The organism is uncultured Microbacterium sp. (assembly GCF_963528945.1).
In the GTDB taxonomy this organism is placed as follows: domain Bacteria; phylum Actinomycetota; class Actinomycetes; order Actinomycetales; family Microbacteriaceae; genus Microbacterium.
Genome location: NZ_CAURWX010000001.1, coordinates 768,663 through 791,657 on the forward strand (window position 1 = coordinate 768,663; position 22,995 = coordinate 791,657).

The 22,995-nt window shown below is 69.5% G+C and carries 23 protein-coding genes; 19 read left to right on the forward strand and 4 right to left on the reverse strand.

Going from position 1 to position 22,995, the window contains the following annotated elements:
- The gene (locus tag RWS82_RS03480) at nt 1-615 is read right to left on the reverse strand and encodes a VTT domain-containing protein (protein ID WP_314646955.1); all 615 of its coding nucleotides are present in this window, start codon (nt 613-615) and stop codon (nt 1-3) included.
- Nucleotides 616-769: 154 nt separating this feature from the next.
- On the opposite strand from RWS82_RS03480, the gene RWS82_RS03485 reads away from it, so the two are divergent.
- Nucleotides 770-2,695, forward strand: a complete 1,926-nt coding sequence (locus tag RWS82_RS03485) for a GDSL-type esterase/lipase family protein (RefSeq protein ID WP_314646957.1) — start codon at nt 770-772, stop codon at nt 2,693-2,695.
- A gap of 45 nt (nt 2,696-2,740) precedes the next feature.
- Here RWS82_RS03485 and RWS82_RS03490 read toward each other — a convergent pair whose 3' ends face one another.
- Nucleotides 2,741-4,051 (reverse strand): UDP-glucose/GDP-mannose dehydrogenase family protein, encoded by a 1,311-nt coding sequence (locus tag RWS82_RS03490; RefSeq protein WP_314646959.1) that lies wholly within the window; start codon nt 4,049-4,051, stop codon nt 2,741-2,743.
- Between the two features lie 378 nt (nt 4,052-4,429).
- Between RWS82_RS03490 and RWS82_RS03495 the strand changes: the two genes are divergently transcribed.
- The 5 genes from RWS82_RS03495 to RWS82_RS03515 all read left to right on the forward strand — a co-directional run bounded on the left by RWS82_RS03495 (nt 4,430) and on the right by RWS82_RS03515 (nt 9,879).
- A complete protein-coding gene (locus RWS82_RS03495) occupies nt 4,430-6,706 on the forward strand; it encodes a polyribonucleotide nucleotidyltransferase (protein ID WP_314646960.1) in 2,277 nt (758 codons plus the stop codon).
- Nucleotides 6,707-6,920: 214 nt separating this feature from the next.
- A complete protein-coding gene (locus RWS82_RS03500; protein WP_314646962.1) occupies nt 6,921-7,949 on the forward strand; it encodes an aldo/keto reductase in 1,029 nt (342 codons plus the stop codon).
- A gap of 81 nt (nt 7,950-8,030) precedes the next feature.
- Nucleotides 8,031-8,633 (forward strand): histidine phosphatase family protein, encoded by a 603-nt coding sequence (locus RWS82_RS03505; RefSeq protein ID WP_314646964.1) that lies wholly within the window; start codon nt 8,031-8,033, stop codon nt 8,631-8,633.
- A 71-nt stretch (nt 8,634-8,704) separates the two neighbouring features.
- Nucleotides 8,705-9,445 carry a 4-hydroxy-tetrahydrodipicolinate reductase gene (dapB, locus tag RWS82_RS03510; protein ID WP_314646966.1) on the forward strand — a complete coding sequence of 247 codons (741 nt, stop codon included), beginning with the start codon at nt 8,705-8,707 and terminating at the stop codon, nt 9,443-9,445.
- Entirely contained in the window at nt 9,442-9,879 is a 438-nt protein-coding gene (locus RWS82_RS03515; RefSeq protein ID WP_314646969.1) for a hypothetical protein, read from the forward strand. Before dapB ends, RWS82_RS03515 begins: the two co-directional genes overlap by 4 nt.
- A gap of 8 nt (nt 9,880-9,887) precedes the next feature.
- Here RWS82_RS03515 and RWS82_RS03520 read toward each other — a convergent pair whose 3' ends face one another.
- A complete protein-coding gene (locus RWS82_RS03520) occupies nt 9,888-10,313 on the reverse strand; it encodes an OsmC family peroxiredoxin (protein ID WP_314646971.1) in 426 nt (141 codons plus the stop codon).
- Between the two features lie 135 nt (nt 10,314-10,448).
- Between RWS82_RS03520 and RWS82_RS03525 the strand changes: the two genes are divergently transcribed.
- The 3 genes from RWS82_RS03525 to RWS82_RS03535 are packed head-to-tail and all read left to right on the forward strand — an operon-like array spanning nt 10,449 to nt 12,495.
- Nucleotides 10,449-11,258 carry a thymidylate synthase gene (locus RWS82_RS03525; RefSeq protein WP_314646974.1) on the forward strand — a complete coding sequence of 270 codons (810 nt, stop codon included), beginning with the start codon at nt 10,449-10,451 and terminating at the stop codon, nt 11,256-11,258.
- The gene (locus RWS82_RS03530; protein WP_314646976.1) at nt 11,255-11,734 is read left to right on the forward strand and encodes a dihydrofolate reductase; all 480 of its coding nucleotides are present in this window, start codon (nt 11,255-11,257) and stop codon (nt 11,732-11,734) included. Before RWS82_RS03525 ends, RWS82_RS03530 begins: the two co-directional genes overlap by 4 nt.
- Nucleotides 11,734-12,495, forward strand: a complete 762-nt coding sequence (locus tag RWS82_RS03535; protein WP_314646979.1) for an SDR family oxidoreductase — start codon at nt 11,734-11,736, stop codon at nt 12,493-12,495. Before RWS82_RS03530 ends, RWS82_RS03535 begins: the two co-directional genes overlap by 1 nt.
- 3 nt (nt 12,496-12,498) lie before the next feature.
- Here RWS82_RS03535 and RWS82_RS03540 read toward each other — a convergent pair whose 3' ends face one another.
- On the reverse strand, nt 12,499-13,047 hold the full coding sequence (locus RWS82_RS03540; protein ID WP_314646980.1) for an NUDIX hydrolase: 549 nt from the start codon (nt 13,045-13,047) through the stop codon (nt 12,499-12,501).
- A gap of 40 nt (nt 13,048-13,087) precedes the next feature.
- Between RWS82_RS03540 and RWS82_RS03545 the strand changes: the two genes are divergently transcribed.
- From RWS82_RS03545 to RWS82_RS03590, 10 genes are all read left to right on the forward strand, one after another.
- On the forward strand, nt 13,088-13,456 hold the full coding sequence (locus RWS82_RS03545; RefSeq protein WP_314646982.1) for an EF-Tu/IF-2/RF-3 family GTPase: 369 nt from the start codon (nt 13,088-13,090) through the stop codon (nt 13,454-13,456).
- Between the two features lie 28 nt (nt 13,457-13,484).
- Nucleotides 13,485-14,462: a 4-hydroxy-tetrahydrodipicolinate synthase gene (gene dapA, locus RWS82_RS03550; RefSeq protein ID WP_314646985.1), complete on the forward strand. Its 978-nt coding sequence runs from the start codon at nt 13,485-13,487 to the stop codon at nt 14,460-14,462.
- A gap of 53 nt (nt 14,463-14,515) precedes the next feature.
- Nucleotides 14,516-16,192, forward strand: a complete 1,677-nt coding sequence (locus RWS82_RS03555) for a ribonuclease J (RefSeq protein WP_314646987.1) — start codon at nt 14,516-14,518, stop codon at nt 16,190-16,192.
- Nucleotides 16,193-16,258: 66 nt separating this feature from the next.
- Nucleotides 16,259-19,003: a DNA translocase FtsK gene (locus RWS82_RS03560; RefSeq protein WP_314646989.1), complete on the forward strand. Its 2,745-nt coding sequence runs from the start codon at nt 16,259-16,261 to the stop codon at nt 19,001-19,003.
- The gene (pgsA, locus tag RWS82_RS03565; RefSeq protein ID WP_314646991.1) at nt 19,003-19,575 is read left to right on the forward strand and encodes a CDP-diacylglycerol--glycerol-3-phosphate 3-phosphatidyltransferase; all 573 of its coding nucleotides are present in this window, start codon (nt 19,003-19,005) and stop codon (nt 19,573-19,575) included. Before RWS82_RS03560 ends, pgsA begins: the two co-directional genes overlap by 1 nt.
- Nucleotides 19,572-20,060, forward strand: a complete 489-nt coding sequence (locus tag RWS82_RS03570) for a CinA family protein (protein ID WP_314646994.1) — start codon at nt 19,572-19,574, stop codon at nt 20,058-20,060. Before pgsA ends, RWS82_RS03570 begins: the two co-directional genes overlap by 4 nt.
- Before the next feature lie 141 nt (nt 20,061-20,201).
- Nucleotides 20,202-20,510, forward strand: a complete 309-nt coding sequence (locus tag RWS82_RS03575) for a helix-turn-helix transcriptional regulator (RefSeq protein ID WP_314646997.1) — start codon at nt 20,202-20,204, stop codon at nt 20,508-20,510.
- A 19-nt stretch (nt 20,511-20,529) separates the two neighbouring features.
- Nucleotides 20,530-20,754: a DUF3046 domain-containing protein gene (locus RWS82_RS03580; protein ID WP_314646998.1), complete on the forward strand. Its 225-nt coding sequence runs from the start codon at nt 20,530-20,532 to the stop codon at nt 20,752-20,754.
- 257 nt (nt 20,755-21,011) lie between these two features.
- On the forward strand, nt 21,012-22,061 hold the full coding sequence (gene recA, locus RWS82_RS03585; RefSeq protein WP_314647001.1) for a recombinase RecA: 1,050 nt from the start codon (nt 21,012-21,014) through the stop codon (nt 22,059-22,061).
- Nucleotides 22,058-22,945, forward strand: a complete 888-nt coding sequence (locus tag RWS82_RS03590) for a regulatory protein RecX (RefSeq protein ID WP_314647004.1) — start codon at nt 22,058-22,060, stop codon at nt 22,943-22,945. The genes recA and RWS82_RS03590 overlap by 4 nt, the downstream gene beginning before the upstream one ends.
- Nucleotides 22,946-22,995: the final 50 nt, after the last annotated feature.

The following is a 22,995-nucleotide window of genomic DNA, read 5'->3' on the forward strand; positions in this document are numbered from 1 at the left end:
CTAGGACACCGGAGTCTCGCCGTGGGGGCGCCGACGGCTCGCACGCCGGACGATCAAGTCGATCAGCAACCCGAGCCCGACCGCGACGGCGATCGACACCGGCACCGCCACGAGAACACCTCCGGGCAGCAGGGCGGCGACGGCCGCGCCGACCGAGGCCTGATACGCCGCCCAGCCGAAAGCCGCGACCGAAACCAGCGCGAGGTAGCGCGCGGGAGGAACGCGGGATGCCCCGGCGACCAGGTTCACCGCGAGGCGCGCGAACGGCACGAAGCGCGCCGTGAACAGCACGGTCGCCAGGCCGCCGTCGAGCCGGCGTCGCGCTGCGGCGAGCGCGCCCCGCACCCGCACGGTGCGCATCCAGCGCCAGCGGTCGGTGCCCGCGAGGCGACCGAGCAGGTAGCAGGCGACGTCGCCGGCGGCGGCGGATGCCCCCGCGCACACGATCACGGCCCAGAGCGGATGAGCGCCCGCGGTCGCTGCGGCGGCGCCCAGCGCGGTGACCGCCACCTCGCCGGGAATGACCACGAGGAACGCGTCGCCGAACACGAGCAGGCACATGAGCAGCAGCGCCCAAGGTCCGGTCACGGCGGAGGAGAGCAGGTCTGCGAGCACCCCTCCACGGTGCCCGCAGGCGGTGAACGGCGACTGAAATCGGGATAGCCGGTGACCGGCGCTCGTGCATCCGGTGAACATCCGGTGAGACCGGGCGGATACGCGTGCGCGGCGCCGCGGTCGGCGTCATCCTGGGCAGGTGAGAGTCGCGATCGTGACAGAGTCCTTCCTCCCGCACATGAACGGCGTGACCGGATCGGTGCTCCAGATCCTCCGTCATCTCGAACGTCGCGGCCACGAGGCGCACGTCATCGCGCCCGCAGCCGACGGAATGCCGGACACCCTCCACGGCGCTCGTGTCGAGGCCGTGCCGAGCCTGCCCCTGCCCGGGTACCGCAACGTGCGCGTCGGCACCTCCCCGGCATCCCGCGTCGCTCTCGCGCTCCAGCGCTTCGAACCCGACGTCGTGCACCTCGCCTCCCCGTTCGCCCTCGGCTGGCGTGGGGTGCTCGCCGCCGAACGTCGGGGCGTGGCGGCCGTCGCGGCGTACCAGACCGACGTCGCGGCATACGCGGAGCGCTACCGCGTTCCCGCCACGACCGGTCTCGCCCAGGCGCACATCGCGCGGCTGCACCGGCGGTCCACCCTCACGCTCGTGCCCTCGTCGGAATCCGCTCAGCAGCTCGAGCGGCTCGGCGTCGACCGGCTCCGCCGGTGGGGACGGGGCGTCGACGCCGAGCGGTTCGCGCCTCACCGGAGGGACGAGGCGCTGCGCGCGGCGTGGGGCGGGGGCACGGTGGTCGGATACGTCGGACGGCTCGCGCCCGAGAAGCAGGTCGAGGATCTCGCGGTGCTGCACGACCTCCCCGGCATCCGCCTGGTGATCGTCGGCGACGGTCCGAGCCGCCCCCGCCTCGAGGCCCTGCTGCCGTCCGCCGTCTTCCTCGGCCACCTCAGCGGCGACGCGCTCGCCGCAGCCGTCGCGTCGTTCGATGTCTTCGTGCACCCCGGCGAGAGTGAGACGTTCGGGCAGACCCTGCAAGAGGCGCACGCGAGCGGCGTGCCCGTCGTCGCCACCGGCCGCGGGGGTCCGGTCGACCTCGTCCGCAGCGGTGTCGACGGATGGCTCTACCGCCCCGGTGAGCTGCGCGATCTGCGCGCCCGTGTCGGCAGCCTCGTCGACGACCCCCGCGCGCGCCGAGCATTCGGGACGGCGGGGCACGCCGCGGTGCAGGCGCGGTCCTGGGAGAGCGTGTGCGATCAGCTGCTGACGCACTACGACGACGCCCGCCGGTTGCACGGGGCGGATCGGGCCGTTGCCGCCCGCCGTTCGGTCCGGCCGGAGAGCCCCGTGCCGGTCGATCCGCAGCGGTGGCGCCGCTACGTGGCTCTCGGCGACTCGCTGACCGAGGGCCTGTGCGATCCCGCACCGGACGGGTCGTTGCGGGGCTGGGCCGACCGGCTCGCCCTGCTGCTCGCCGGTCGGGGCGGCTTGCAATACGCGAACCTCGCGGTGCGCTCGAAGCGCGTCGCCGACCTCTGCGGCGGGCAGGTCGAACGCGCCGTCGCTCTGCAGCCCGACCTGGTGTCGATCCTCATCGGCGCCAACGACCTCGTGAAGCACCGCGTCGACATCCCGACCCTGGCCGCGGCGGTGGAGGGGGCCGTCCGCCGGCTCCGCGCGATCGGCGCGACGGTGGTGCTGGTCACTCCGTTCCTGCCGGGCCGCCGCGCCGCCCGCATCTACACGGCGCGCTTCGCGGCGTTCGCGACAGCGCTCGCCGGGGTCGCCGCGCGCACGGGAGCGGTGCTGATCGACACCGATCTGCACCCGGCTCTCCGCGAGCGCGAGCACTGGGGGGAGGATCTCGTCCACCTGAGCAGCAGCGGCCACCGGTTCCTCGCCTACCGCGTCGGCGACGTGCTGGGTGTTCCGCATGCCGATGCGCTCGGTGCGCTCGACGCGGCTCTGCACGAGTCGTCGACGATCAGCACCGGGCAGTGGTGGTCACGCCACGCCCTGCCGTGGGTGTGGCGGCGCCTGCACGGCCGCACCGCGGGCGACGGCCGCTCGGCCAAGCACGACGACTACGTCTACGTCGGGCGGTCCGATGCCCAGCGGAGCGTCCTGGTCCCCTGAGGCCCCCGGTGGGGCGAGCCGTGGAGCGCGGCGCTCCGGCGGCACTCAGCGTCGTCCCATGCCCCGGTAGTTCCACCCCGCTGCACGCCAGGCCGCCGCGTCGAGGCAGTTGCGTCCGTCGATGACGATCCGCTGGCGGACGAGGGACCCCGCGTGGGTCGGCGTGAGGTCGCGACGGTACTCGTCCCACTCGGTCACCACGACCACCGCATCGGCGTCGCGTAGGGCGTCGTCGGTCGCCCGTGCGTAGGCGAGCTGCGGGTGGGCGGCCTCGGCGTTGTCGATCGCGGCGGGATCGGTCACCACGACGTCGGCGCCCAGACCGCGCAGGCGCACCGCCACGTCGAGAGCGGGGGAGTCGCGGATGTCGTCGCTGAACGGCTTGAAGGCGGCACCGAGCACGGCGACGCGTCGGCCGAACACGCGGCCCTCGAGGGCATCGAGCACGAGCTGCACCGCGCGGTCGCGTCGACGCAGGTTGATGGCGTCCACCTCGCGGAGGAATCCGACCGACTCGCCACGTCCGAGCGCTTCCGCGCGTGCGGCGAAGGCGCGGATGTCCTTGGGCAGGCATCCGCCTCCGAATCCGATCCCCGAACCGAGGTAGCGCCGGCCGATGCGGCTGTCATGCCCGAGCGCCTCCGCCAGCAGGGTCACGTCGGCGCCGGCCGCGTCGGCGATCTCGGCCATCGCGTTGATGAAGGAGATCTTCGTCGCCAGGAACGCGTTCGCCGCGCCCTTCACCAGCTCCGCCGTGGCGAGGTCCGTCACCAGGAACGGGGTGTCGGTCTCGACCGCCGTCCGATACGCGGATCGCAGCAGGTCGGCCGCCCGTCGCCCGGCATCGCCCTCCGGCACGCCCACGACGATGCGATCGGGGGTGAGAGTGTCGTGCACGGCCCACCCCTCGCGCAGGAACTCCGGGTTCCATACGAGGGTCGCCCCGACGGGAGCGATACGTTCGGCGATTCCGGCGGCCGTGCCGACCGGCACGGTGGATTTCCCGGCGAGCACGTCGCCCTGCCGCAGATGGGGGAGCAGCGCGTCCACCGCTGCCGAGACGAAACGGAGGTCGGCGGCGTCGCCGTCGGACGATTGCGGTGTGCCCACGGCGAGGAAGTGGACCTCCGCGCCGACGGCATCCGCCATGTCCGTCGAGAACGAGAGCCGCCCGGAGTCGATGCCGGCGCGGAGCAGATCGTCGAGTCCCGACTCGAAGAACGGAGCCTCGCCGCGCGACAATCGCGCCACCTTCTGCTCGTCGACGTCGATCCCGACGACGTCGTGCCCGATCGAGGCCATCGCGGCGGCATGCACGGCACCCAGGTACCCGCATCCGATCACTGACATGCGCATGGTCACACCTCAGCGGATGCACCGGCAGCGCAGGCATCCGGCCGATGAACGGCGGGTGTCCGGCGGCTGACGGTTCGATCCGACGCCGATCTCCCTGCAGATGCTCCGACGTATCCGCAGGCCGCGCTGGTAGAGTCGTGGGGGCTGTGCTCCGGCGCGGCCCACAACTTCACATCGACTCATGGAGCGATCGGCGGAGGAGCTGGTCCCCTGTGGTGGGTTCCTCGGCATGGCATGTCGGGTGGCTTTCTACTGGTGGCCAGCGCAGGCGACATTCGCGAGAGTGCTCGCGCGCCCTTATCCTGCCGTTCCGCTCCTTCATGAACACGCTCGCGCGTCACACGGATTCGCGAGTCTAAACAAAGAAGGAGAGACCTCTTGGAAGGTCCTGAAATCACCGCCACCGAGGCCGTTCTCGACAACGGCCGCTTCGGCACCCGTACCATCCGCTTCGAGACCGGCCGCCTTGCGCAGCAGGCTCAGGGCGCTGTCGCCGCGTACCTCGACGGCGAGACCATGCTCCTCTCGGCCACCAGCGCGGGCAAGCACCCGCGCGAGGGCTTCGACTTCTTCCCGCTGACGGTCGACGTCGAGGAGCGCTCGTACGCCGCGGGCAAGATCCCCGGCTCGTTCTTCCGTCGTGAGGGCCGCCCCTCCACCGAGGCCATCCTCGTCTGCCGTCTGATCGACCGTCCGCTGCGTCCGTCGTTCGTCGACGGCCTGCGCAACGAGGTCCAGATCGTCATCACCGTGCTCTCGATCGCGCCGGGTGAGTTCTACGACGCGCTGGCGATCAACGCCGCATCGGCGTCGACCCAGATCTCCGGCCTGCCCTTCTCGGGTCCGGTCGCGGGTGTGCGTCTCGCGTTCATCCCCGGTCACGGCGAGCACGCCGACCAGTGGGTCGCGTTCCCGACCGCCGAGCAGGTCTCGGAGGCCGTGTTCGACCTCATCGTCGCGGGCCGCGTGGTCACCAAGGCCGACGGTACCGAAGACGTCGCGATCATGATGGTCGAGGCCGAGGCGACCGAGGGCAGCTGGAACCTCATCAAGGCCGGGGCGACCAAGCCCGACGAGGCCGTCGTGGCCCAGGGCCTCGAGGCCGCCAAGCCCTTCATCGCGCAGCTGGTGAAGGCACAGGCCGAGCTCGCCGCGACGTCGTCGAAGGAGCCGGGCGTGTACCCGGTCTTCCCCGCATACAGCAGCGAGGTCTACGACTTCGTGGCCGGACGCTCGTACGACGACCTGGTGAACGTCTACCAGATCGCCGACAAGCAGGAGCGCCAGAGCGCCGATGACGCCGTGAAGGACCGCGTCAAGGCCGATCTGATCGCCGCCGTCGAGGCGGGGGAACTTCCCGCCGGTGCGCCGCTGGAGTTCTCCGCCGCCTACAAGTCGGTCACGAAGACCATCGTCCGCGGACGCATCCTCACGGAGAGCGTGCGCATGGACGGTCGTGGCCTGGCCGACATCCGTCCGCTCGACGCCGAGGTGCAGGTCATCCCGCGCGTGCACGGCTCGGCGATCTTCCAGCGCGGTGAGACCCAGATCATGGGTGTCACCACGCTGAACATGCTCAAGATGGAGCAGCAGATCGACTCGCTGTCGCCCACGACGAGCAAGCGCTACATGCACCACTACAACTTCCCGCCCTACTCGACCGGCGAGACCGGCCGCGTGGGTTCGCCGAAGCGTCGCGAGATCGGGCACGGCTTCCTGGCCGAGCGCGCCCTCGTGCCGGTGCTGCCCAGCCGCGAGGAGTTCCCCTACGCGATCCGCCAGGTCTCGGAGGCGCTGAGCTCGAACGGCTCGACGTCGATGGGCTCGGTCTGCGCGTCGACCCTGTCGCTGCTGAACGCGGGTGTGCCGCTGCGCGCTCCCGTCGCCGGCATCGCCATGGGCCTGGTCTCGGACGAGGTCGACGGTGAGACGCGTTACGCCGCGCTGACCGACATCCTCGGCGCCGAGGACGCTCTCGGCGACATGGACTTCAAGGTCGCGGGTACCAGCGAGTTCGTCACGGCGATCCAGCTCGACACGAAGCTCGACGGCATCCCGTCGTCGGTCCTCGCGGGTGCGCTGACCCAGGCGCGCGACGCGCGTCTGACGATCCTCAACGTGCTGAACGCCGCGATCGACGCTCCCGACGAGATGGCGCCCACCGCGCCGCGCGTCATCAGCGTGCAGATCCCCGTCGACAAGATCGGCGAGCTGATCGGCCCGAAGGGCAAGACGATCAACGCGATCCAGGACGAGACCGGCGCGCAGATCTCCATCGAGGAGGACGGCACCGTCTACATCGGCGCGACCGACGGCCCGTCGGCCGAGGCCGCCCGCGCCCAGGTCAACGCGATCGCCAACCCGACCAACCCCGAGGTCGGCGAGCAGTTCCTCGGAACCGTCGTGAAGATCGCCACCTTCGGCGCCTTCATCTCGCTGCTCCCGGGCAAGGACGGCCTGCTGCACGTCACCGAGGTGCGCAAGCTCGCCGGTGGCAAGCGCGTCGAGAACGTCGAGGACGTGCTGTCGGTCGGCCAGAAGATCCTCGTGAAGATCACGAAGATCGACGACCGCGGCAAGCTGTCGCTCGAGCCCGTCATCGACGAGGCGCCCGCCTCCGACGCTGCGGCGTCCGAGGAGGCCGCAGCCGAGTAATCGGCTTCGTCTTCGAGAGCCCGACACCGCCCCTCCGGGATGGTGTCGGGCTCTCGTCGTGAGGCGTGATCAAACCGTTATAGGAAGTTCTTCCGCCGTTCCGTGGTTTGGTCGGCCCGCTCCTCGTCTTCGCCTACTCTCGAAGTACGCACCGGGGGGTGCTGAGGTGCGATACGCCGGATCGGAAAACGCCGATCGACGTGGGGGTGAGGATATGCGGTTGTTCAATGCAGGTGCGACAGCGCCGGACGAACGCGCGCCGCAGACCGAGTCCTCCCACCCGTCCGCTCCCATCCCGATCGTCGGGCCAGGGGTCGGCGAGGCCGTGCGCGTCGACCTGGGGGAGACGGGCCTGACGATCTTCCCGCTGTTCGTCGGCGCTGCCGAGTTCGGCTGGAACGTCGATCTCGAGACAAGCCACGGCATCCTCGATCGGTACGTCGAGTTCGGCGGCAACGCCGTACACACGGCCGACGGCTTCTCGGGCGGTCGCAGCGAGCACATCATCGGTCAGTGGCTGCGCTCCCGTGGGGTGCGCGACGACATCGTCCTGGCGGCGCGCATCGGGGCGCACGCCGACAACCCCGGCCTCGGGTCGGTGAACCTCGTGCGAGCGGTCGAAGGATCGCTCTCGCGCCTCGGGGTCGAGCGCCTCGACGTGCTCTACCTCGACGCGACGCTCGACACCACCACGAACCTCGAAGACACGCTCGCCACGGTCGAATGGCTCGTCGAGGCGGGCAAGATCGGTGCCGTCGGTGCCTACGGCTTCTCGGCCGAGCGCCTGGTCGAGGCGCGCATCCTCGCCTCGGCGGGGTACCCGAGGATCGAGATCGTCGACGCACCGTACAACCTGCTCCGTCGCGAGGCCTTCGAGGGCGACCTCCGCCTGGTCGCCACGGCGCAGAGCCTCGCCGTGACGCCGTCGCACGCGCTCGAGCACGGCTTCCTCTCGGGGCGCCACCGGTCGAAGGCGGTCGCGTCGCGCGGGGTGCGGGGCGAGCAGCTGCGGGGCAGTATGAACCGCCGCGGCACTAAGGTGCTGCGGGCACTCGACGAGGTGGCCGCCGAGCTGAGCGTGCCCGTCGCGGCCGTGTCGATCGCCTGGTTGCTCGCGCAGCGCACGGTCGCGGCTCCCATCGTGAACGTGTTCTCGGCCGACCATGTCGACGAGCTCATCCAGGGAGCCGGGGTCGCGCTGACCCGGGCGCACGTCTCGGAACTCTCGCGAGCGGCCGGCTGAGCGAGGCTTCCCGCTCTCGTCACAGGTGTGACGTAGGGTGGAGGAAAGTCCGGCAGACGCTGGCAGCGAAGCGAGCGGGTTGTGACGCATTACATCTATCTGGTTCGACACGGTGAGCATCAGGATGCCGAGCACGGTCTCACCGACGGTCCACTGTCGCCGCGGGGTCAGCGGCAGGCCGAGCTGATCGCCGACCGCCTCGGCGGGCTGCCCCTCGATGCCGTGTGGCATTCCCCGCTCCTGCGGGCGGCCGAGACGGCGCGCGCCATCGCGGCCCGGTTGCCGTCGGTCGACCCCAAGCCGACCTCGCTGCTCTTCGACTGCGTCCCTACCGGGATGACGGAGGAGACGCCCGCCGTGTTCGAGCCGTTCTTCGGTTCGGTGACCGACGCCGAGGTCGAGGCCGGCGGTGCTCAGATGTCCGACGCGGTCAACGAGTTCCTCGTGCGCAAGACCGGTGAGGTGCACGAGGTGCTCATCACCCACAACTTCGTGATCTCGTGGTTCGTGCGCGAGGTGCTGGGTGCTCCGGAATGGCGATGGATGACACTCAACCAGGCGCATTGCGCGCTGACCGTCATCGCGCAGAAGCAGGGCCGCCCGTGGACACTGCTCACGCACAATGACACCGGCCACCTCCCCGTCGAACTGCGCACGGGGATGCCCGACCCCATCCCGGTCTGATCGATCCCGCGTCTCCGTCGCGTCCGCGCGCCCCGAGGCCGGTGTTCGGCCGCGCTCCCTAGACTGGGAGTATGACCACGCAGGTTGCACTCGTCGGCGGCACGGGCCGGCTCGGATCGATCATCCATGCGGTGGTCGACGAGATGGACGGCTTCGAGGTCACTAGGGTACTCAGCTCGTCGAGCAGCCTGACGGAGCTCGACGGCGCCGACCTGGTCATCGATGCCTCGACCCCGCAGGTGAGCATCGACGTCGTGCGCGCGGCGGTCGAACGCGGCATCAACGTGCTCGTCGCCACGTCGGGCTGGTCGGCCGAGCGCATCGCGCTCGTGCGGGCGCTCGTCGACGATGCCGAGACGGGCGCCGTCTTCATCCCGAATTTCTCGCTGGGTTCCGTGCTGGGATCCGCCCTCGCCGCCGCAGCCGCCCCGTACTTCGGATCGGTGGAGATCGTCGAGGCGCATCGCGACACCAAGGTGGATTCGCCGAGCGGTACCGCAGTGCGCACCGCCGAGCTCATCGCCGCTGCCCGGTCCGAACAGGGCCCGGTGAGCGCGCCGCATGCCGATCAGCGCGCCCGCGGCCAGCAGGTCGGCAGCGTTCCCATCCACTCGCTCCGGCGTCCGGGCGTCGTCGCGAAGCAGGAGGTCGTGCTCTCGGGGCCCGGCGAGTCGCTGACCCTCACGCACGACACCGTCGAACCCGCGCTCGCCTATGCCCCGGGCATCCGTCTCGCCGTGCCCTTCGCTCGAGATGCCCGCGGGATCGTCGTGGGACTCGAGAACATGATCGACATCGGTCTCCGCTCATGACGTCGCGCATCGGCGTCGCCGTCATGGCGCTCTGCCTTCTGCTGTATATCGTCGTGGTCGGCCAGCGCGCCGTGCTGATGTTGATGACGGGGGAGCCGATCGCGATCGCGATCGGGGTGGCCCTGATCGTCATGCCGCTGATCGGGGCCTGGGCGCTGCTCCGCGAGATGCAGTTCGGCTTCGCGGCGGATCGGCTGGCCCGCACGCTCGAGTCGGAGGGGCGGATGCCGGAGCCCGAGACCCCGCTCACGCCGAGCGGCCGTTTGGCTCGGGAGGACGCCGGGCCGACGGTCGAGCGATACGCGGCGGAGGCGGCTCAGGCGCCGGACGACTGGCGGTCCCATTTCCGCCTCGGTGTCGTCCAGGACGCGGCGGGGCGGCGCAAGGACGCCCGCGCGAGCATCCGCGAGGCGATCCGCCGCTCCCGCGCCTAGCGTCGCGATCAGGCGAGCGTGGCCTCCAGGGTGATCTCGATCCCTGCGAGTGCCTGCGAGACGGGGCATCCGGTCTTCGCCTCGGCGGCGATCCGCTGGAAGTCTTCCGACGACAGTCCGGGCACGACGGCGTTGACGTTCAGGTGGCTGCCCGTGATTCCCGTCCCCGGCTTGAAGGTGACGGATGCTCCGGCATCGATGCGCTCCGGAGGGGTGCCGTTCTCGCTCAGTGCGTGGGCGAGAGCCATGCTGAAGCACGAGGCGTGCGCGGCGGCGATCAGCTCTTCGGGCGTCGTGGTGGTCTCGCTGCCCTCGCTCCTGGCCTTCCAGTCGATGGGGAAGGTGCCGAGCTTCGACGACGAGAACGCCACGGTCCCGCTCCCGTCGGCGAGGGTTCCGGTCCAGGTGGTGTTGGCTTCGCTGGTGACGGGCATGATTCCTCCGGTTCTCGCGCCGCGCGGGTCTGCAGCGTCGCGTCGTGGCCAGCCTAGCGAGCGGCCCCGCCCCGCGGAACGGGCCGTCGGCGCCCGTCCGTCCCTCGACCGACCGAGGCGGGTATTCTGGCAAGCATGAGCGATGTCGTGCCGACGCCCTATGAAGACCTCCTCCGCGACGTGCTCGAGAACGGCACCCGCAAGTCCGACCGGACGGGCACGGGGACGACGAGCGTCTTCGGTCGTCAGATCCGTTTCGACCTGTCGCAGGGGTTCCCGCTGATCACGACGAAGCGCGTGCACTTCAAGTCCATCGCCTACGAGTTGCTGTGGTTCCTGCGGGGTGACTCCAACGTGCGCTGGCTGCAGGAGAACGGCGTGTCGATCTGGGACGAGTGGGCCGATGACGCGGGCGAGCTCGGCCCGGTGTACGGCGTCCAGTGGCGATCCTGGCCCACGCCGCAGGGCGCGAGCATCGATCAGCTCAGCGAGGTGATCGACCAGATCCGCCGGACGCCCGACTCGCGCCGACTCATCGTGTCGGCATGGAACCCCGCCGACATCCCCGATATGGCCCTCGCCCCGTGCCACGCGCTCTTCCAGTTCTACGTGGCCGACGGGCGGCTCTCCTGCCAGCTGTACCAGCGCAGCGCCGATATGTTCCTCGGTGTGCCGTTCAACATCGCCTCCTACGCGTTGCTGACCATGATGATCGCCCAGCAGGTCGGGCTGGAGCCCGGCGATTTCGTCTGGACAGGCGGAGACACGCACATCTACGACAACCACCGCGAGCAGGTCGCCGAGCAGCTGACGCGCGCGCCCTTCCCGTACCCGACGCTTCGTTTCGCCCGAAAGCCCGCGTCGATCTTCGACTACCGCTACGAGGACTTCATCGTCGACGACTACCAGCACCACGCGCCGATCCGGGCGGCGGTGGCGGTATGACCTGGGTCGGGCTCATCTGGGCCGAGGCCGCTGATGGCGTCATCGGCGCCGAGGGCGGCATGCCCTGGCATGTGCCGGAGGATCTCGCGCACTTCAAGGAGATCACCCTCGGCGCTCCCGTGGTGATGGGGCGCAAGACCTGGGACTCCCTGCCCGAACGGTTCCGCCCGCTCGCCGGGCGCGAGAACATCGTGGTCACGCGCCAGCAGGATTGGGCGGCCGACGGGGCCCGGCGTGCCGCCACCGTGGCCGAGGCCGTGCGCGGAGCCGACCGCGTGTGGATCATCGGCGGTGCGGAGATCTTCCGCCAGGTCATCGGGGACGCCGATCGGCTGGAGGTCACCGAGCTGGACCTCGAGGTGGAGGGCGGCGACGCCTTCGCGCCGTCGAGGGTCGGATGGCGGGTCGTCGACGAAGGCGAATGGCAGACCTCGCGCACGGGAGTCCGCTTCCGCTTCCTGGGATTGGAACGCTGATGCCCACCGCACTGATCACCGGCGCGAGCGCCGGCCTCGGCGCAGAGTTCGCTCGTCAACTGGCGCGACGCCGGGCCGACCTCGTGCTGGTGGCGCGCTCCGTCGATGCGCTCGACGAGCTGGCGACCGAGCTACGCGGCGAGCACGGCGTGGCCGTCGAGGTCATGGCGGCCGACCTCGCCACCGACGACGGTGTCGCACGCGTCGCGGCACGCCTGCGCGACGCGAGCGACCCGGTGGACCTCCTGATCAACAACGCGGGATTCGGCCTGCCTCTGCAGTTCGCCGACAACGACGTCGACGATGAGGTGCGCCATCTGCGCGTACACGTCGAGGCATCGATGCGGCTGATGCACGCCGCGCTCCAGGTCATGCGCGGGCGCGGAGGACGCATCATCAACGTCGCCTCGGTCGCGGGCTTCATCTCGCGCTCGACGTACTCGGCGTGCAAGGCGTGGCTCATCGGATTCAGCCGCTGGGCCAACGCCGAGTACGCGGGCGACGGTGTGAGCGTCACCGCGGTGTGCCCGGGGTTCACGCACACGTCCTTCCACGAGCGGATGGGACTCGCTCCCGGTCACGAGGGCGTACCGCCGATCATGTGGCTCGACGCACGCGACGTCGTGCGCGAAGGTCTGCGCGATGCGGCCCGCGGGCGCGCGGTGTCCGTGCCGTCGCTGCGCTACAAGGCCCTCGTCGCTCTCACCCGGGTGCTGCCGCCGTCGGTGACCGCCCGCGTCGCACGGCGCGGCCGGGTCTGACCGTCAGCGGAACCGTCCGAGACGGATGCCGGCCAGGGTGATCGCGGCCATGGTCTCCCCATCGGTGATGCGTCCATCGGCGATCATTGCCAGCACGTCCGCGAACGGCACCCACGACACGGCCCCGATGCCCTCGTCGCGCTGACCCTCGGCGGCGGCCTCGGGGTCGGATGCTCGGAGTCCCCGGGCGAGGAAGACGTGCTCGGGAGCATCCGCGATGCCGTTGAGCGCGTTCATGCGGCCGATCGACGTCCACTCCGCGGCCTCGAAACCCGTCTCCTCGAGCAGCTCGCGTCGCGCAGCGATCGCGGGGTCCTCGCCGTCGCTTCCGCCGGCGGGCACCTCGACCGACGTGCCGGTGGTGTACCGCTGGACGGTGACGAGGCACACGCGATCGGCATCGTCCATGGCCACCACGAAGACCGCCGGATGCCGCATCGTCACGACGCCGTAGATGCCCGGCGCCCCGCCCGGACCGGTCACGGCGTCCTCCCGCACCTCGATCCAGGGGTTCGTGTAGACCGTCTGCGAGCCGTGAGTCACCCAAGTCATGGGTCCGAGCCTAGGCGGCGCGGTTGCCTAGGATCGAAGCATGGGATGGCTGTTCGGCAGGAAGAAGGAGCCCGAGAGCGCGGAGGACATGCTGCGCCGCTACAACGACGAGCAGACCGCTCGACTGTCCGCGGTCGGCGCGGGGGAGCTCACGGTCGACGACGTGTTCTCGATCACCGGCCGCGGCACGATCGCGACGGGGAAGGTCGCCTCCGGCGTCCTGCGGGTCGGCGATCGCATCAGCATCGTCCGCGACGGCGCGACGGTGTCGTCGACGGAGATCGCCGGAATCGAGATGTTCCGCAAACGCGCGACGGAGGCGAGCGTGGGGGCCACGGTCGGCATCCTGTTCCGGCACCGCGTCGACGTCGCGTCGGGTGACGTCATCCGGGCATCCGCATCATCGTGACGCTGCGGCGAGACGATACGCTGGAGGCATGACGCACACGGGCAACCCCTTCGGACAGGTTCTCGTCGCGCTCGTCACTCCGATGACGGCCGACGGCGAGGTCGACTGGCCCGCGGTCGAGAAGCACATCGACGACGTCATCACGGCCGGCGCCGACGGCGTCGTCGTCACCGGCACCACGGGTGAGACCTCGACCCTCACCGACCCTGAGAAGCTCAAGCTCGTCGAGGTGGGCAAATCCGTCTCGGCCGGTCGGGCGAAGATCATCACGGGCGGCGGATCGAACGAGACCGCTCACGCCATCGAGCTGTACAAGGCGAGCGAGAAGGCCGGCGCCGACGGCATCATGATCGTCACGCCGTATTACAACAAGCCGACGCAGGCGGGCATCCTGACCCACTTCCGGCTCGTGGCCGATGCGACCGATCTCCCGGTCATCCTCTACGACATCCCCGGGCGCACCGGAGTCCCGATCAAGTACGAGACGATCCTGCGCCTGGCCAAGCACCCGAACATCCTCGCCGTGAAGGACGCCAAGGGCGACTTCTCCGAGGTCAGCCGCGTGCTCAACCAGACCGACCTGATGTACTTCTCCGGCGACGACGCGAATGTGCTGCCGCACCTGTCGATCGGCGCGGCAGGCCTGATCGGCGTCACCGCGAACATCGCGGCGACCCCGTACCGCACGATCATCGATGCGGTGAACCGCGGCGACCTCGCGACCGCGACCGCCGAGCACCGGCGCCTCGAGCCTCTCGTCCGTGCCGTCATGACCCACGTTCCCGGCACGGTCGCGGCGAAGTACATCCTGCACGGCCTCGGCCGCATCTCCAGCCCGCGAGTGCGGCTGCCGCTGGTCGGTCCCGAGGAGTGGGAAGCCGCCCTCATCGAAGACGAGCTCGATCTCGTCACGGGCGTCCCCGGCGCCGATTTCTCGAACTTCCGCCCCGACCGCAACGCGGCCGCGGGTGGTGCCCTGCCCAAGGTGCACGGCACGACGCGCTGAGTCGCGTCACCACGAACGAACGGACGCGCGGAGTGTCCGACTGAGGAGACAGCATGTCCATTCCCCTGGCAGAACCGACGGCGCTCGAGGAGGGCACGCTTCGGGTCATCCCGATCGGCGGGCTCGGCGAGATCGGCCGCAACATGACCGTGTTCGAGTACGCGGGCAAGATCCTGATCATCGACTGCGGCGTGCTCTTCCCCGAGGAGCACCAGCCGGGTGTCGACCTCATCCTTCCCGACTTCGAGCCCATCCGCGATCGGCTCGACGACATCGTCGGCGTCGTCCTCACCCACGGACATGAGGACCACATCGGCGCCGTCCCGTACCTGCTGCGCCTCAAGGGCGACATCCCGGTGATCGGCTCCGGGCTCACCCTCGCGCTCGTCGAGGCGAAGCTCAAGGAGCACCGCATCAAGCCCTACACCCTCACGGTGAAGGAGGGGCAGCAGGAGAAGGTCGGACCCTTCGACCTCGAGTTCGTCGCCGTCAACCACTCGATCCCCGACGCGCTGGCCGTCGCGGTGCGCACGCCCGCGGGTCTCGTGCTCGCCACCGGCGACTTCAAGATGGACCAGCTGCCTCTCGACGGGCGCATCACCGACCTCCGCGCCTTCTCGCGGCTCGGCGAAGAGGGCGTCGATCTCTTCCTGGTGGACTCCACGAACGCCGACGTCCCCGGCTTCACCCCGACCGAGCGTTCGATCGGTCCCGTGCTCGACCAGGTGATCGGCCGCGCGCCGCGGCGGGTCATCGTCGCCAGCTTCTCGAGCCACGTCCACCGCGTGCAGCAGGTCATCGATGCAGCGCACGCTCACGGCCGCCGCGTCGCCTTCCTCGGCCGCAGCATGGTGCGCAACATGACGATCGCCGAGCAGCTCGGCTACCTCAAGGTGCCCGACGGTGTTCTCATCGACTTCAAGAAGGCCCGCGACCTCCCAGACGAGCAGATCGTCTACATGTCGACCGGTTCGCAGGGCGAGCCGATGGCCGTGCTCAGCCGGATGGCGAACATGGACCACGCGATCGAGATCAGCGAGGGCGACACCGTCATCCTCGCGTCGAGCCTCATCCCGGGTAACGAGAACGCCGTCTACCGCGTGATCGACGGACTCACGAAGCTCGGAGCGAACGTCGTGCACAAGGCGAACGCTCGCGTCCACGTCTCCGGCCACGCGGCGGCCGGCGAGCTGCTCTACTGCTACAACATCCTGCAGCCCCGCAATGTGCTGCCCGTGCACGGCGAGTACCGCCACCTCATCGCGAACGCGAAGCTCGCGCAGGAGACGGGCATTCCCGAGGAGCGCACCATCATCGCGTCCAACGGCACCGTGATCGATCTGAAGGACGGCGCCGCGCGGATCGCGGGCCAGCTCGACCTCGGTTTCGTCTACGTCGACGGCTCGACGGTCGGCGAGATCACCGACGCCGATCTGAAGGACCGCCGCATCCTCGGCGAGGAGGGCTTCATCTCGGTCATCGTCGTGGTGGATGCCGCGACCGGTCGGATCATCTCCGGACCCGAGATCCACGCCAGGGGTGTGGCCGAGGACGACTCGGTGTTCGACGACGTCGCCCCGAAGATCGTCGCGGCGCTCAAGGAGGCCTCGGGCAACGGCGTGCGCGACACGCACGCACTGTCGCAGGTGGTTCGCCGCACCATCGGCCGCTGGGTCAACCAGAAGCTGCGTCGCCGGCCCATGATCGTCCCGCTGGTGATCGAGGCCTGACCTCCGGATCCCCGGAAAGCCGCGTCGATACGCGGAGATGTCCGACGCCCGGCGTAACGTGAGGGCATGGCCAGGAGCACGACCAAGTCCGAGCGCGCGTCGGAGAGCGCATCGTCACGCCCGAAGCGGCAGGCGGCTCCGAAGGCCAAGGCTTCGCCCGCGCCGAAGAAGTACATCGACGAGCTCGACAAGCCTCCCGTGGCCGTCCGGGCCTGGAACGGTCTGGCTCATGCCGTCGGCGGCCTGTTCCGCGCCTTCGGCCCTGAGACGCTCGAGAAAGACGATCGCCGCGACGGGTTCCCTTTGTTCCTGGTGCTGCTCGCGATCGCCGGAGCAGTCAACGAGTGGTTCTTCATCGGCAACGAGGTCGCCGCGAACATCAGCGCGTACTCGGTCGGCCTCCTCGTCGGCCGCGTGGCCTTCTTCATGCCGGTGCTGCTCCTGCTGCTGGCGGGCTGGCTCTTCCGTCACCCGTCCTCCGTCCACGACAACGGCAGGATCGGAATCGGCTTCGGCCTGTTCGTGATCGCCGTCGCCGGCATCAGTCACGCCGCGGCGGGAACGACGGGCAGCGCCGGCGTCGTCCGCCCGCACCCCAGCCAGGGCCCCCCGGCGGTCAGCGAGGCCGGCGGACTCGCCGGCTGGCTCGTCGGCGAGCCGCTCGCCCTCGTCACGCCGATCCTGGCCTACGTCGTGCTCGGCCTGCTGGCCGGCCTCAGCATCCTCATCCTCACCAAGACGCCCCCGAACCGCATCGGGCAGCGGCTCGGCGACCTCTACGCGTGGATGTTCGACGCCCAGCGAGCGGAGCCGGCGCCGAAGGAGGTGGCGATCGACGAGGCCGACAAGACCGACGACGAGAACGTCCTCCCGTGGTGGCGCCGCAACAAGACCGGACGCGAGGAAGACCCCGACGAGGGCACCCTCGGCTCCGACGACATCACCGCGCTGCTCTCCACCACCGACGCCACTCCCGCCTACGACCAGGCGGTCGTCGTCGACGATCACCCCTACGACGCCGCCACCGAGGTTCTCTCCGATGTGCGCTCGGTCGCCGATGCGCTCTCCGAGCAGCAGACGACGGCACTCCTCGACGACGACTCCGACACGGGCGAGATGCCCGAGCTGCCCGGACTCGACGGCTTCGGCACCGATGGCCCGGGGGAGCGGGGCCTGCAGGCGCCGATGACGCCGTACGTGCTGCCCTCGCCCGGCATCCTCGCCGACGGCCCGCCCTCGGTCGCACGGTCCGAGGCGAACGACCGGATCGTCGAGCAGATCACCAGCGTGCTGTCGCAGTTCAACGTCGATGCCAAGGTCACCGGGTTCTCCCGCGGACCGACGGTCACGCAGTACGAGGTGGAGGTCGGGCACGGCGTCAAGGTCGAGAAGATCCTCCAGTTGAGCAACAACTTCGCGTACGCCGTCGCGTCGAACGATGTCCGCATCCTGTCGCCCATCCCGGGCAAGAGCGCGATCGGCATCGAGATCCCCAATACCGACCGCGAGACGGTCGCTCTGGGCGACGTGCTGCGCTCGCAGGCCGCTCAGAAGAGCACGCATCCGCTCACGATCGGCGTCGGCAAGGATGTCGGCGGCAACTTCGTCACCGCCAACCTCGCCAAGATGCCGCACCTCCTGGTCGCCGGTTCGACGGGCTCGGGAAAGTCCAGCTTCGTGAACTCGATGATCACCAGCCTGCTCATGCGGGCCCGTCCGGCGGACGTGCGGATGGTGCTGATCGACCCGAAGCGCGTGGAGCTCACGAGCTACGCCGGCGTGCCCCACCTCATCACGCCGATCATCACGAACCCCAAGAAGGCGGCCGAAGCGCTGCAGTGGGTCGTGAAGGAGATGGACATGCGGTACGACGACCTCGCGTCGTTCGGATTCCGCCACATCGACGACTTCAACCGGGCCGTCCGCGCCGGTGAGGTCGACGTCCCCGTGGGCAGCGAGCGCGTGCTCAAGCCGTACCCCTACCTGCTCGTCGTGGTCGACGAGCTCGCCGACCTGATGATGGTCGCCCCGCGCGATGTCGAGGACTCGATCGTGCGCATCACCCAGCTCGCGCGTGCCTCGGGCATCCACCTGGTGCTCGCCACGCAGCGACCGAGCGTCGACGTGGTCACCGGACTCATCAAGGCCAACGTGCCCTCGCGCCTCGCGTTCGCGGTCACCAGCGTCACCGACAGCCGCGTGATCCTCGACGCTCCCGGCGCCGACAAGCTCATCGGTCAGGGTGACGCGCTCTTCTCACCCATGGGCTCCTCGAAGCCGTTCCGGCTGCAGGGCGCGTGGGTCGACGAGAAGGAGATCGACGCGGTCGTCAAGCACGTCACGCGCCAGGCGCAGCCCGAGTACCGACCCGACGTGCAGGAGGCGCTGGAGCCGCGCAAGAAGGAGGTCGACGAAGACATCGGCGACGACCTGGAGCTGCTGCTGGCCGCAGCGGAGCTGGTCGTCTCGAGCCAGTTCGGATCGACGTCGATGCTGCAGCGCAAGCTCCGCGTCGGCTTCGCGAAGGCGGGTCGTCTGATGGATCTGCTCGAGTCCCGCGAGATCGTCGGCCCCTCCGAGGGGTCGAAGGCGCGCGACGTGCTCGTCACCGTCGAGCAGTTGCCCACTGTCATGGCGAAACTCCGTGGAGAAGATGTGCCCGCGTCACCGGCCGCGCCCTCGTCGACTCCGGCGACTGCCGGTCCGCCCGCCGGGATGGCGTCCGATCCGATCGAGGCACAGTTCCAGGGGCTCCCCGAGGTGGAGGCCGAGGGCGACGAGGATGCCTGGGGATTGACGGGGCGCGACTGATGACCATTCCCCGCCAGCTGCCGAACGCCATCACGGTCGCCCGCATCCCGCTCGCGGCGGTGTTCTTCGTGCTGCTGCTCCTCGGTGGTGCACAAGGCGACGCTGATCTGACCCTGCGGTGGGTCGCCGCGGTGTTGTTCATCCTCGCGATCTCGACCGACTGGGTCGACGGTTACCTCGCCCGGCGTTATGACATCGTCAGCGATTTCGGCAAGCTGTGGGACCCGATCGCCGACAAACTGCTCACGGGCGCCGGCTTCATCGGCTTGGCCATCCTCGGCGAGGTGCCGTGGTGGATCGTCATCGTCATCCTCGTGCGCGAGTGGGGCATCACGGTGCACCGGCTCATGATCGTGAACGAGCACGTTGTGGCGGCCGCTTGGATGGGCAAGCTCAAGACCGCCGTGCAGGCGGTGGCCTTGTCGTGGGCGCTGCTGCCGCTTCATGTCTGGCTGGGCGAACCGCTGTGGACGACGGTGACGACCGTGCTGATGATCGTGGTCGTCGGGCTCACCGTGCTGAGCGGAATCGACTACATCGTGGCCCAGATGCGGGGTGCCCGGCGGCGATGACGGTGATCCCTGCGGCGGAGGTGGTTCGCGGACTGCGCGAACGCGGATGGACGATCGCCGTCGCCGAGTCCCTCACGGGCGGCGCGTTGTGCGCTGCTCTCGTCTCTGTTCCGGGGGCGTCTGAGGTGCTGCGGGGTGGGGTCGTGGCGTACGCCACCCCGATCAAGCACTCCGTGCTCGGGGTGGATGCCGCGCTGCTGGCGCGCGAAGGGGCGGTCCACCCCGAGGTCGCGCGGCAGATGGCCCGAGGTGTGCGGACCGCACTGCAGGTCTCCGATGAGGAGGCCTCTGTCGGTGTCGCGACCACGGGCATCGCGGGTCCGGATTCTCCCGACGGCCAACCGGTCGGCACCGTCCACATCGGGGTGTCGACCCCCGAGCGCACGCTCACCCGGGCGTTCCTCTTCGAGGGGGATCGCGAGACGGTGCGAGCGCAGAGCGTCGACGCGGCGCTCCGCCTGCTTGCGGAATGCCTGGGGGAATAGCCCGCCGCCCGCGGCGGTTATCACCTTTGTGCTCACATTCAAACCACAGAGTGCAAGGGTAGATTCTGTGCAGGACGGCGAGACTATACTGGCCATCTCGACGGGGAAGGCCTCGCGAGATCGATGGGGGAGGAGGTTCCGATGATTCTTGTACGACAGGAGATCGGCGATGTTCTGAGGGACTTCCGTCTTCAGAAGGGTCGCACCCTCCGCCAGGTCGCGAGCAAGGCCTCGGTCGCCCTCGGCTACCTCAGTGAGGTGGAGCGGGGACAGAAGGAAGCGTCGAGCGAGATCCTCGCCTCGGTCGCCGAAGCCCTCGACGTTCCCATCTCCAAGATCATGCGCGAGGTCGGCGACCGCATCTCCGTGCTCGAGGGCATCCAGGTCTTCCCGGACGTCGTTCCCGACGACCTGGTCGCCGAGGTCGAGCCCGAGCTGTCGCTGCACTGACCGGGCGCTTTCTTCCTTCATGCGTCGTAGTGAGTTCCTGCGCGCCGTGGAACACGAATTCCCGGGGCGCACGTCAGCACTGCTGAACGACCTCGTCCTTTCACCCCTCGCCGGCCAGACCTCGACCGAGGCTCTCGCTGCCGGCGTGCCACCGCGCGACATCTGGCTCGCATTGTGCGCGGAGATGGACGTTCCCGAGAACCGTCGCCACGGCGCGGGCCGGCTGGAGCCGCGCAAGCGCTGACTCTTCGAGACGTGCGAGCGGTCGCCGCGATTGATCGGCGTGTCGTCGAATATCCGTTCGAAGCGGGCGTAGTGTTCTGCACAGTGGTTCCGAGATCATTTCTCTCCACCGTGCTTGTATCCGCCCGCTCAATGTCGGTGGCCCCTCGTACGGTGAAGACATGGCCCCGAGCCATACGCCTTGTCGGAGAGTCTGCTTCCAGCCGGGAGCGCCGCGACAGCCTACAGGCGGCACCACGCGAGCATTAGGAGCACGACATGCCATCTCCCGCAGACCGCGAGAAGTCCCTCGAGACCGCCCTCGCCCAGATCGATCGCCAGTTCGGGAAGGGCTCGGTCATGCGGCTGGGCAGCGACGAGCGCGCACCCGTCGCCGTGATCCCGACCGGCTCCATCGCCCTCGACGTCGCGCTCGGCGTCGGCGGCCTCCCGCGTGGTCGGATCGTGGAGATCTACGGTCCGGAGTCGTCGGGTAAGACGACGCTCACCCTGCACGCGATCGCGAACGCCCAGCGCGCCGGCGGAATCGCCGCGTTCATCGACGCGGAGCACGCGCTCGACCCGGACTACGCCGCGAAGCTCGGTGTCGACATCGACGCGCTGCTCGTGTCGCAGCCCGACACCGGAGAGCAGGCGCTCGAGATCGCCGACATGCTCGTGCGTTCGGGCGCCATCGACCTGATCGTGATCGACTCGGTCGCCGCGCTCGTTCCGCGCGCCGAGATCGAAGGCGAGATGGGCGACTCCCACGTCGGCCTCCAGGCACGACTGATGTCGCAGGCTCTCCGCAAGCTGACCGGTGGTCTCAACCAGACCAACACCACGATGATCTTCATCAACCAGCTGCGCGAGAAGATCGGTGTGTTCTTCGGTTCTCCCGAGACCACGGCCGGTGGAAAGGCGCTCAAGTTCTACGCGTCGGTGCGCATCGACATCCGACGGATCGAGACGCTGAAAGACGGTACGGATGCGGTGGGAAACCGCACTCGCGTCAAGATCGTCAAGAACAAGATGGCGCCGCCGTTCAAGCAGGCCGAGTTCGACATCCTCTACGGGGTGGGAATCTCGCGCGAGGGCAGCCTGATCGACTTCGGAGTCGAACACGGCATCGTCAAGAAGTCGGGCTCGTGGTACACCTATGACGGCGATCAGCTCGGTCAGGGCAAGGAGAACGCCCGCACCTTCCTGCTGAACAACAAGGACGTCGCGCTCGCGATCGAGACGCAGATCCTCCAGAAGCTCGGCATCGGGGCCAAGGCGCCGGGCGCTGCGCCGGCGGATGAGCTCGCCGAGCGCCGGCCTGCATGACGATGGATGACATCAGCGGGGGCGATGCGCGCGGGGAGTCCGAGCGCATCGCCCCCGTGATCCCACTGTTCGGCCGCTCCGGGAGCGACGCCTCGCGCGGATCCTCCGGAACCGGCGGACCCTCGTCGGCCGCCGAGTCATCGTCGGGGGACGACGCACCGTGGGCATCGACGTGGCACCCCTCGTCCGGGCAGCGTCCGGACCGTGCCGAGGAGCAGGTTCGTGATCCAGCATCGCGCGCGCGCCTCGATGCCATGGGGTCTCCGAGCCCCCGGCACCCCGCCCGCTCCGCTGCCCCAACGCAGCGGGCCGCCGAGGTTCTGCGCGCCCTGCCGTCCTCGGCGGAGGAGGACGGCGACGAGGCCGCCGCGGACCTCGAACAGGTTCGTGCGACCGCGGAGGAAGCCCTCCTGCGCAAGCTTCGCGCGCGATCTCTCTCCGTCTCTGAGGCCCGTCAGGTCTTGCGCTCCCACGAGCTCCCTTCCTCCGAGGTCGACGATCTCCTCGACGACTTCCTGCGACGTCGGTACCTCGACGACGAAGAACTCGCCCGATCGCTCGTCACGTCGGGCGTCGAGCGGCGGAATCAGGGCCGGGTCGTGCTGGCGCGCGAGCTCGCGAAGCGTGGCATCGCGAGAGACGTCGTCGAGGCGGCGCTCAGCGAGGTGCCAGACGACGACGAGGAGCGTGCGCTCGAGTTCGCGCGATCCAAAGCACGGTCGATGAGCCGGCTCGATCCCGACACCGCGCTCCGCCGTCTGATGGGGCAGCTGGCTCGGCGCGGGTACGGTGGGTCGGCGGCCATGTCGGCGGCGAAGACCGCACTCCGCGAGGTCTCGTCACCGGCACGACCGTCCGGTGTGCGCTTCGTCGACTCCGACTGATCCCGCGCCCGGCGGTGGGGCGGCCCGGTCGCTCGTAGAATGGACTCATC

What these genes read in the sequence shown, in the direction of transcription:
- RWS82_RS03490 (WP_314646959.1), bottom strand. Translation starts at nt 4,051, where the DNA reads ATGCGCATGTCAGTGATCGGATGCGGGTACCTGGGTGCCGTGCATGCC.
- RWS82_RS03500 (WP_314646962.1), top strand. Translation starts at nt 6,921, where the DNA reads ATGCGGTTGTTCAATGCAGGTGCGACAGCGCCGGACGAACGCGCGCCG.
- dapB (WP_314646966.1), top strand. Translation starts at nt 8,705, where the DNA reads ATGACCACGCAGGTTGCACTCGTCGGCGGCACGGGCCGGCTCGGATCG.
- RWS82_RS03515 (WP_314646969.1), top strand. Translation starts at nt 9,442, where the DNA reads ATGACGTCGCGCATCGGCGTCGCCGTCATGGCGCTCTGCCTTCTGCTG.
- RWS82_RS03520 (WP_314646971.1), bottom strand. Translation starts at nt 10,313, where the DNA reads ATGCCCGTCACCAGCGAAGCCAACACCACCTGGACCGGAACCCTCGCC.
- RWS82_RS03525 (WP_314646974.1), top strand. Translation starts at nt 10,449, where the DNA reads ATGAGCGATGTCGTGCCGACGCCCTATGAAGACCTCCTCCGCGACGTG.
- RWS82_RS03530 (WP_314646976.1), top strand. Translation starts at nt 11,255, where the DNA reads ATGACCTGGGTCGGGCTCATCTGGGCCGAGGCCGCTGATGGCGTCATC.
- RWS82_RS03535 (WP_314646979.1), top strand. Translation starts at nt 11,734, where the DNA reads ATGCCCACCGCACTGATCACCGGCGCGAGCGCCGGCCTCGGCGCAGAG.
- RWS82_RS03540 (WP_314646980.1), bottom strand. Translation starts at nt 13,047, where the DNA reads ATGACTTGGGTGACTCACGGCTCGCAGACGGTCTACACGAACCCCTGG.
- RWS82_RS03545 (WP_314646982.1), top strand. Translation starts at nt 13,088, where the DNA reads ATGGGATGGCTGTTCGGCAGGAAGAAGGAGCCCGAGAGCGCGGAGGAC.
- dapA (WP_314646985.1), top strand. Translation starts at nt 13,485, where the DNA reads ATGACGCACACGGGCAACCCCTTCGGACAGGTTCTCGTCGCGCTCGTC.
- RWS82_RS03555 (WP_314646987.1), top strand. Translation starts at nt 14,516, where the DNA reads ATGTCCATTCCCCTGGCAGAACCGACGGCGCTCGAGGAGGGCACGCTT.
- RWS82_RS03560 (WP_314646989.1), top strand. Translation starts at nt 16,259, where the DNA reads ATGGCCAGGAGCACGACCAAGTCCGAGCGCGCGTCGGAGAGCGCATCG.
- pgsA (WP_314646991.1), top strand. Translation starts at nt 19,003, where the DNA reads ATGACCATTCCCCGCCAGCTGCCGAACGCCATCACGGTCGCCCGCATC.
- RWS82_RS03570 (WP_314646994.1), top strand. Translation starts at nt 19,572, where the DNA reads ATGACGGTGATCCCTGCGGCGGAGGTGGTTCGCGGACTGCGCGAACGC.
- RWS82_RS03575 (WP_314646997.1), top strand. Translation starts at nt 20,202, where the DNA reads ATGATTCTTGTACGACAGGAGATCGGCGATGTTCTGAGGGACTTCCGT.
- RWS82_RS03580 (WP_314646998.1), top strand. Translation starts at nt 20,530, where the DNA reads ATGCGTCGTAGTGAGTTCCTGCGCGCCGTGGAACACGAATTCCCGGGG.
- recA (WP_314647001.1), top strand. Translation starts at nt 21,012, where the DNA reads ATGCCATCTCCCGCAGACCGCGAGAAGTCCCTCGAGACCGCCCTCGCC.
- RWS82_RS03590 (WP_314647004.1), top strand. Translation starts at nt 22,058, where the DNA reads ATGACGATGGATGACATCAGCGGGGGCGATGCGCGCGGGGAGTCCGAG.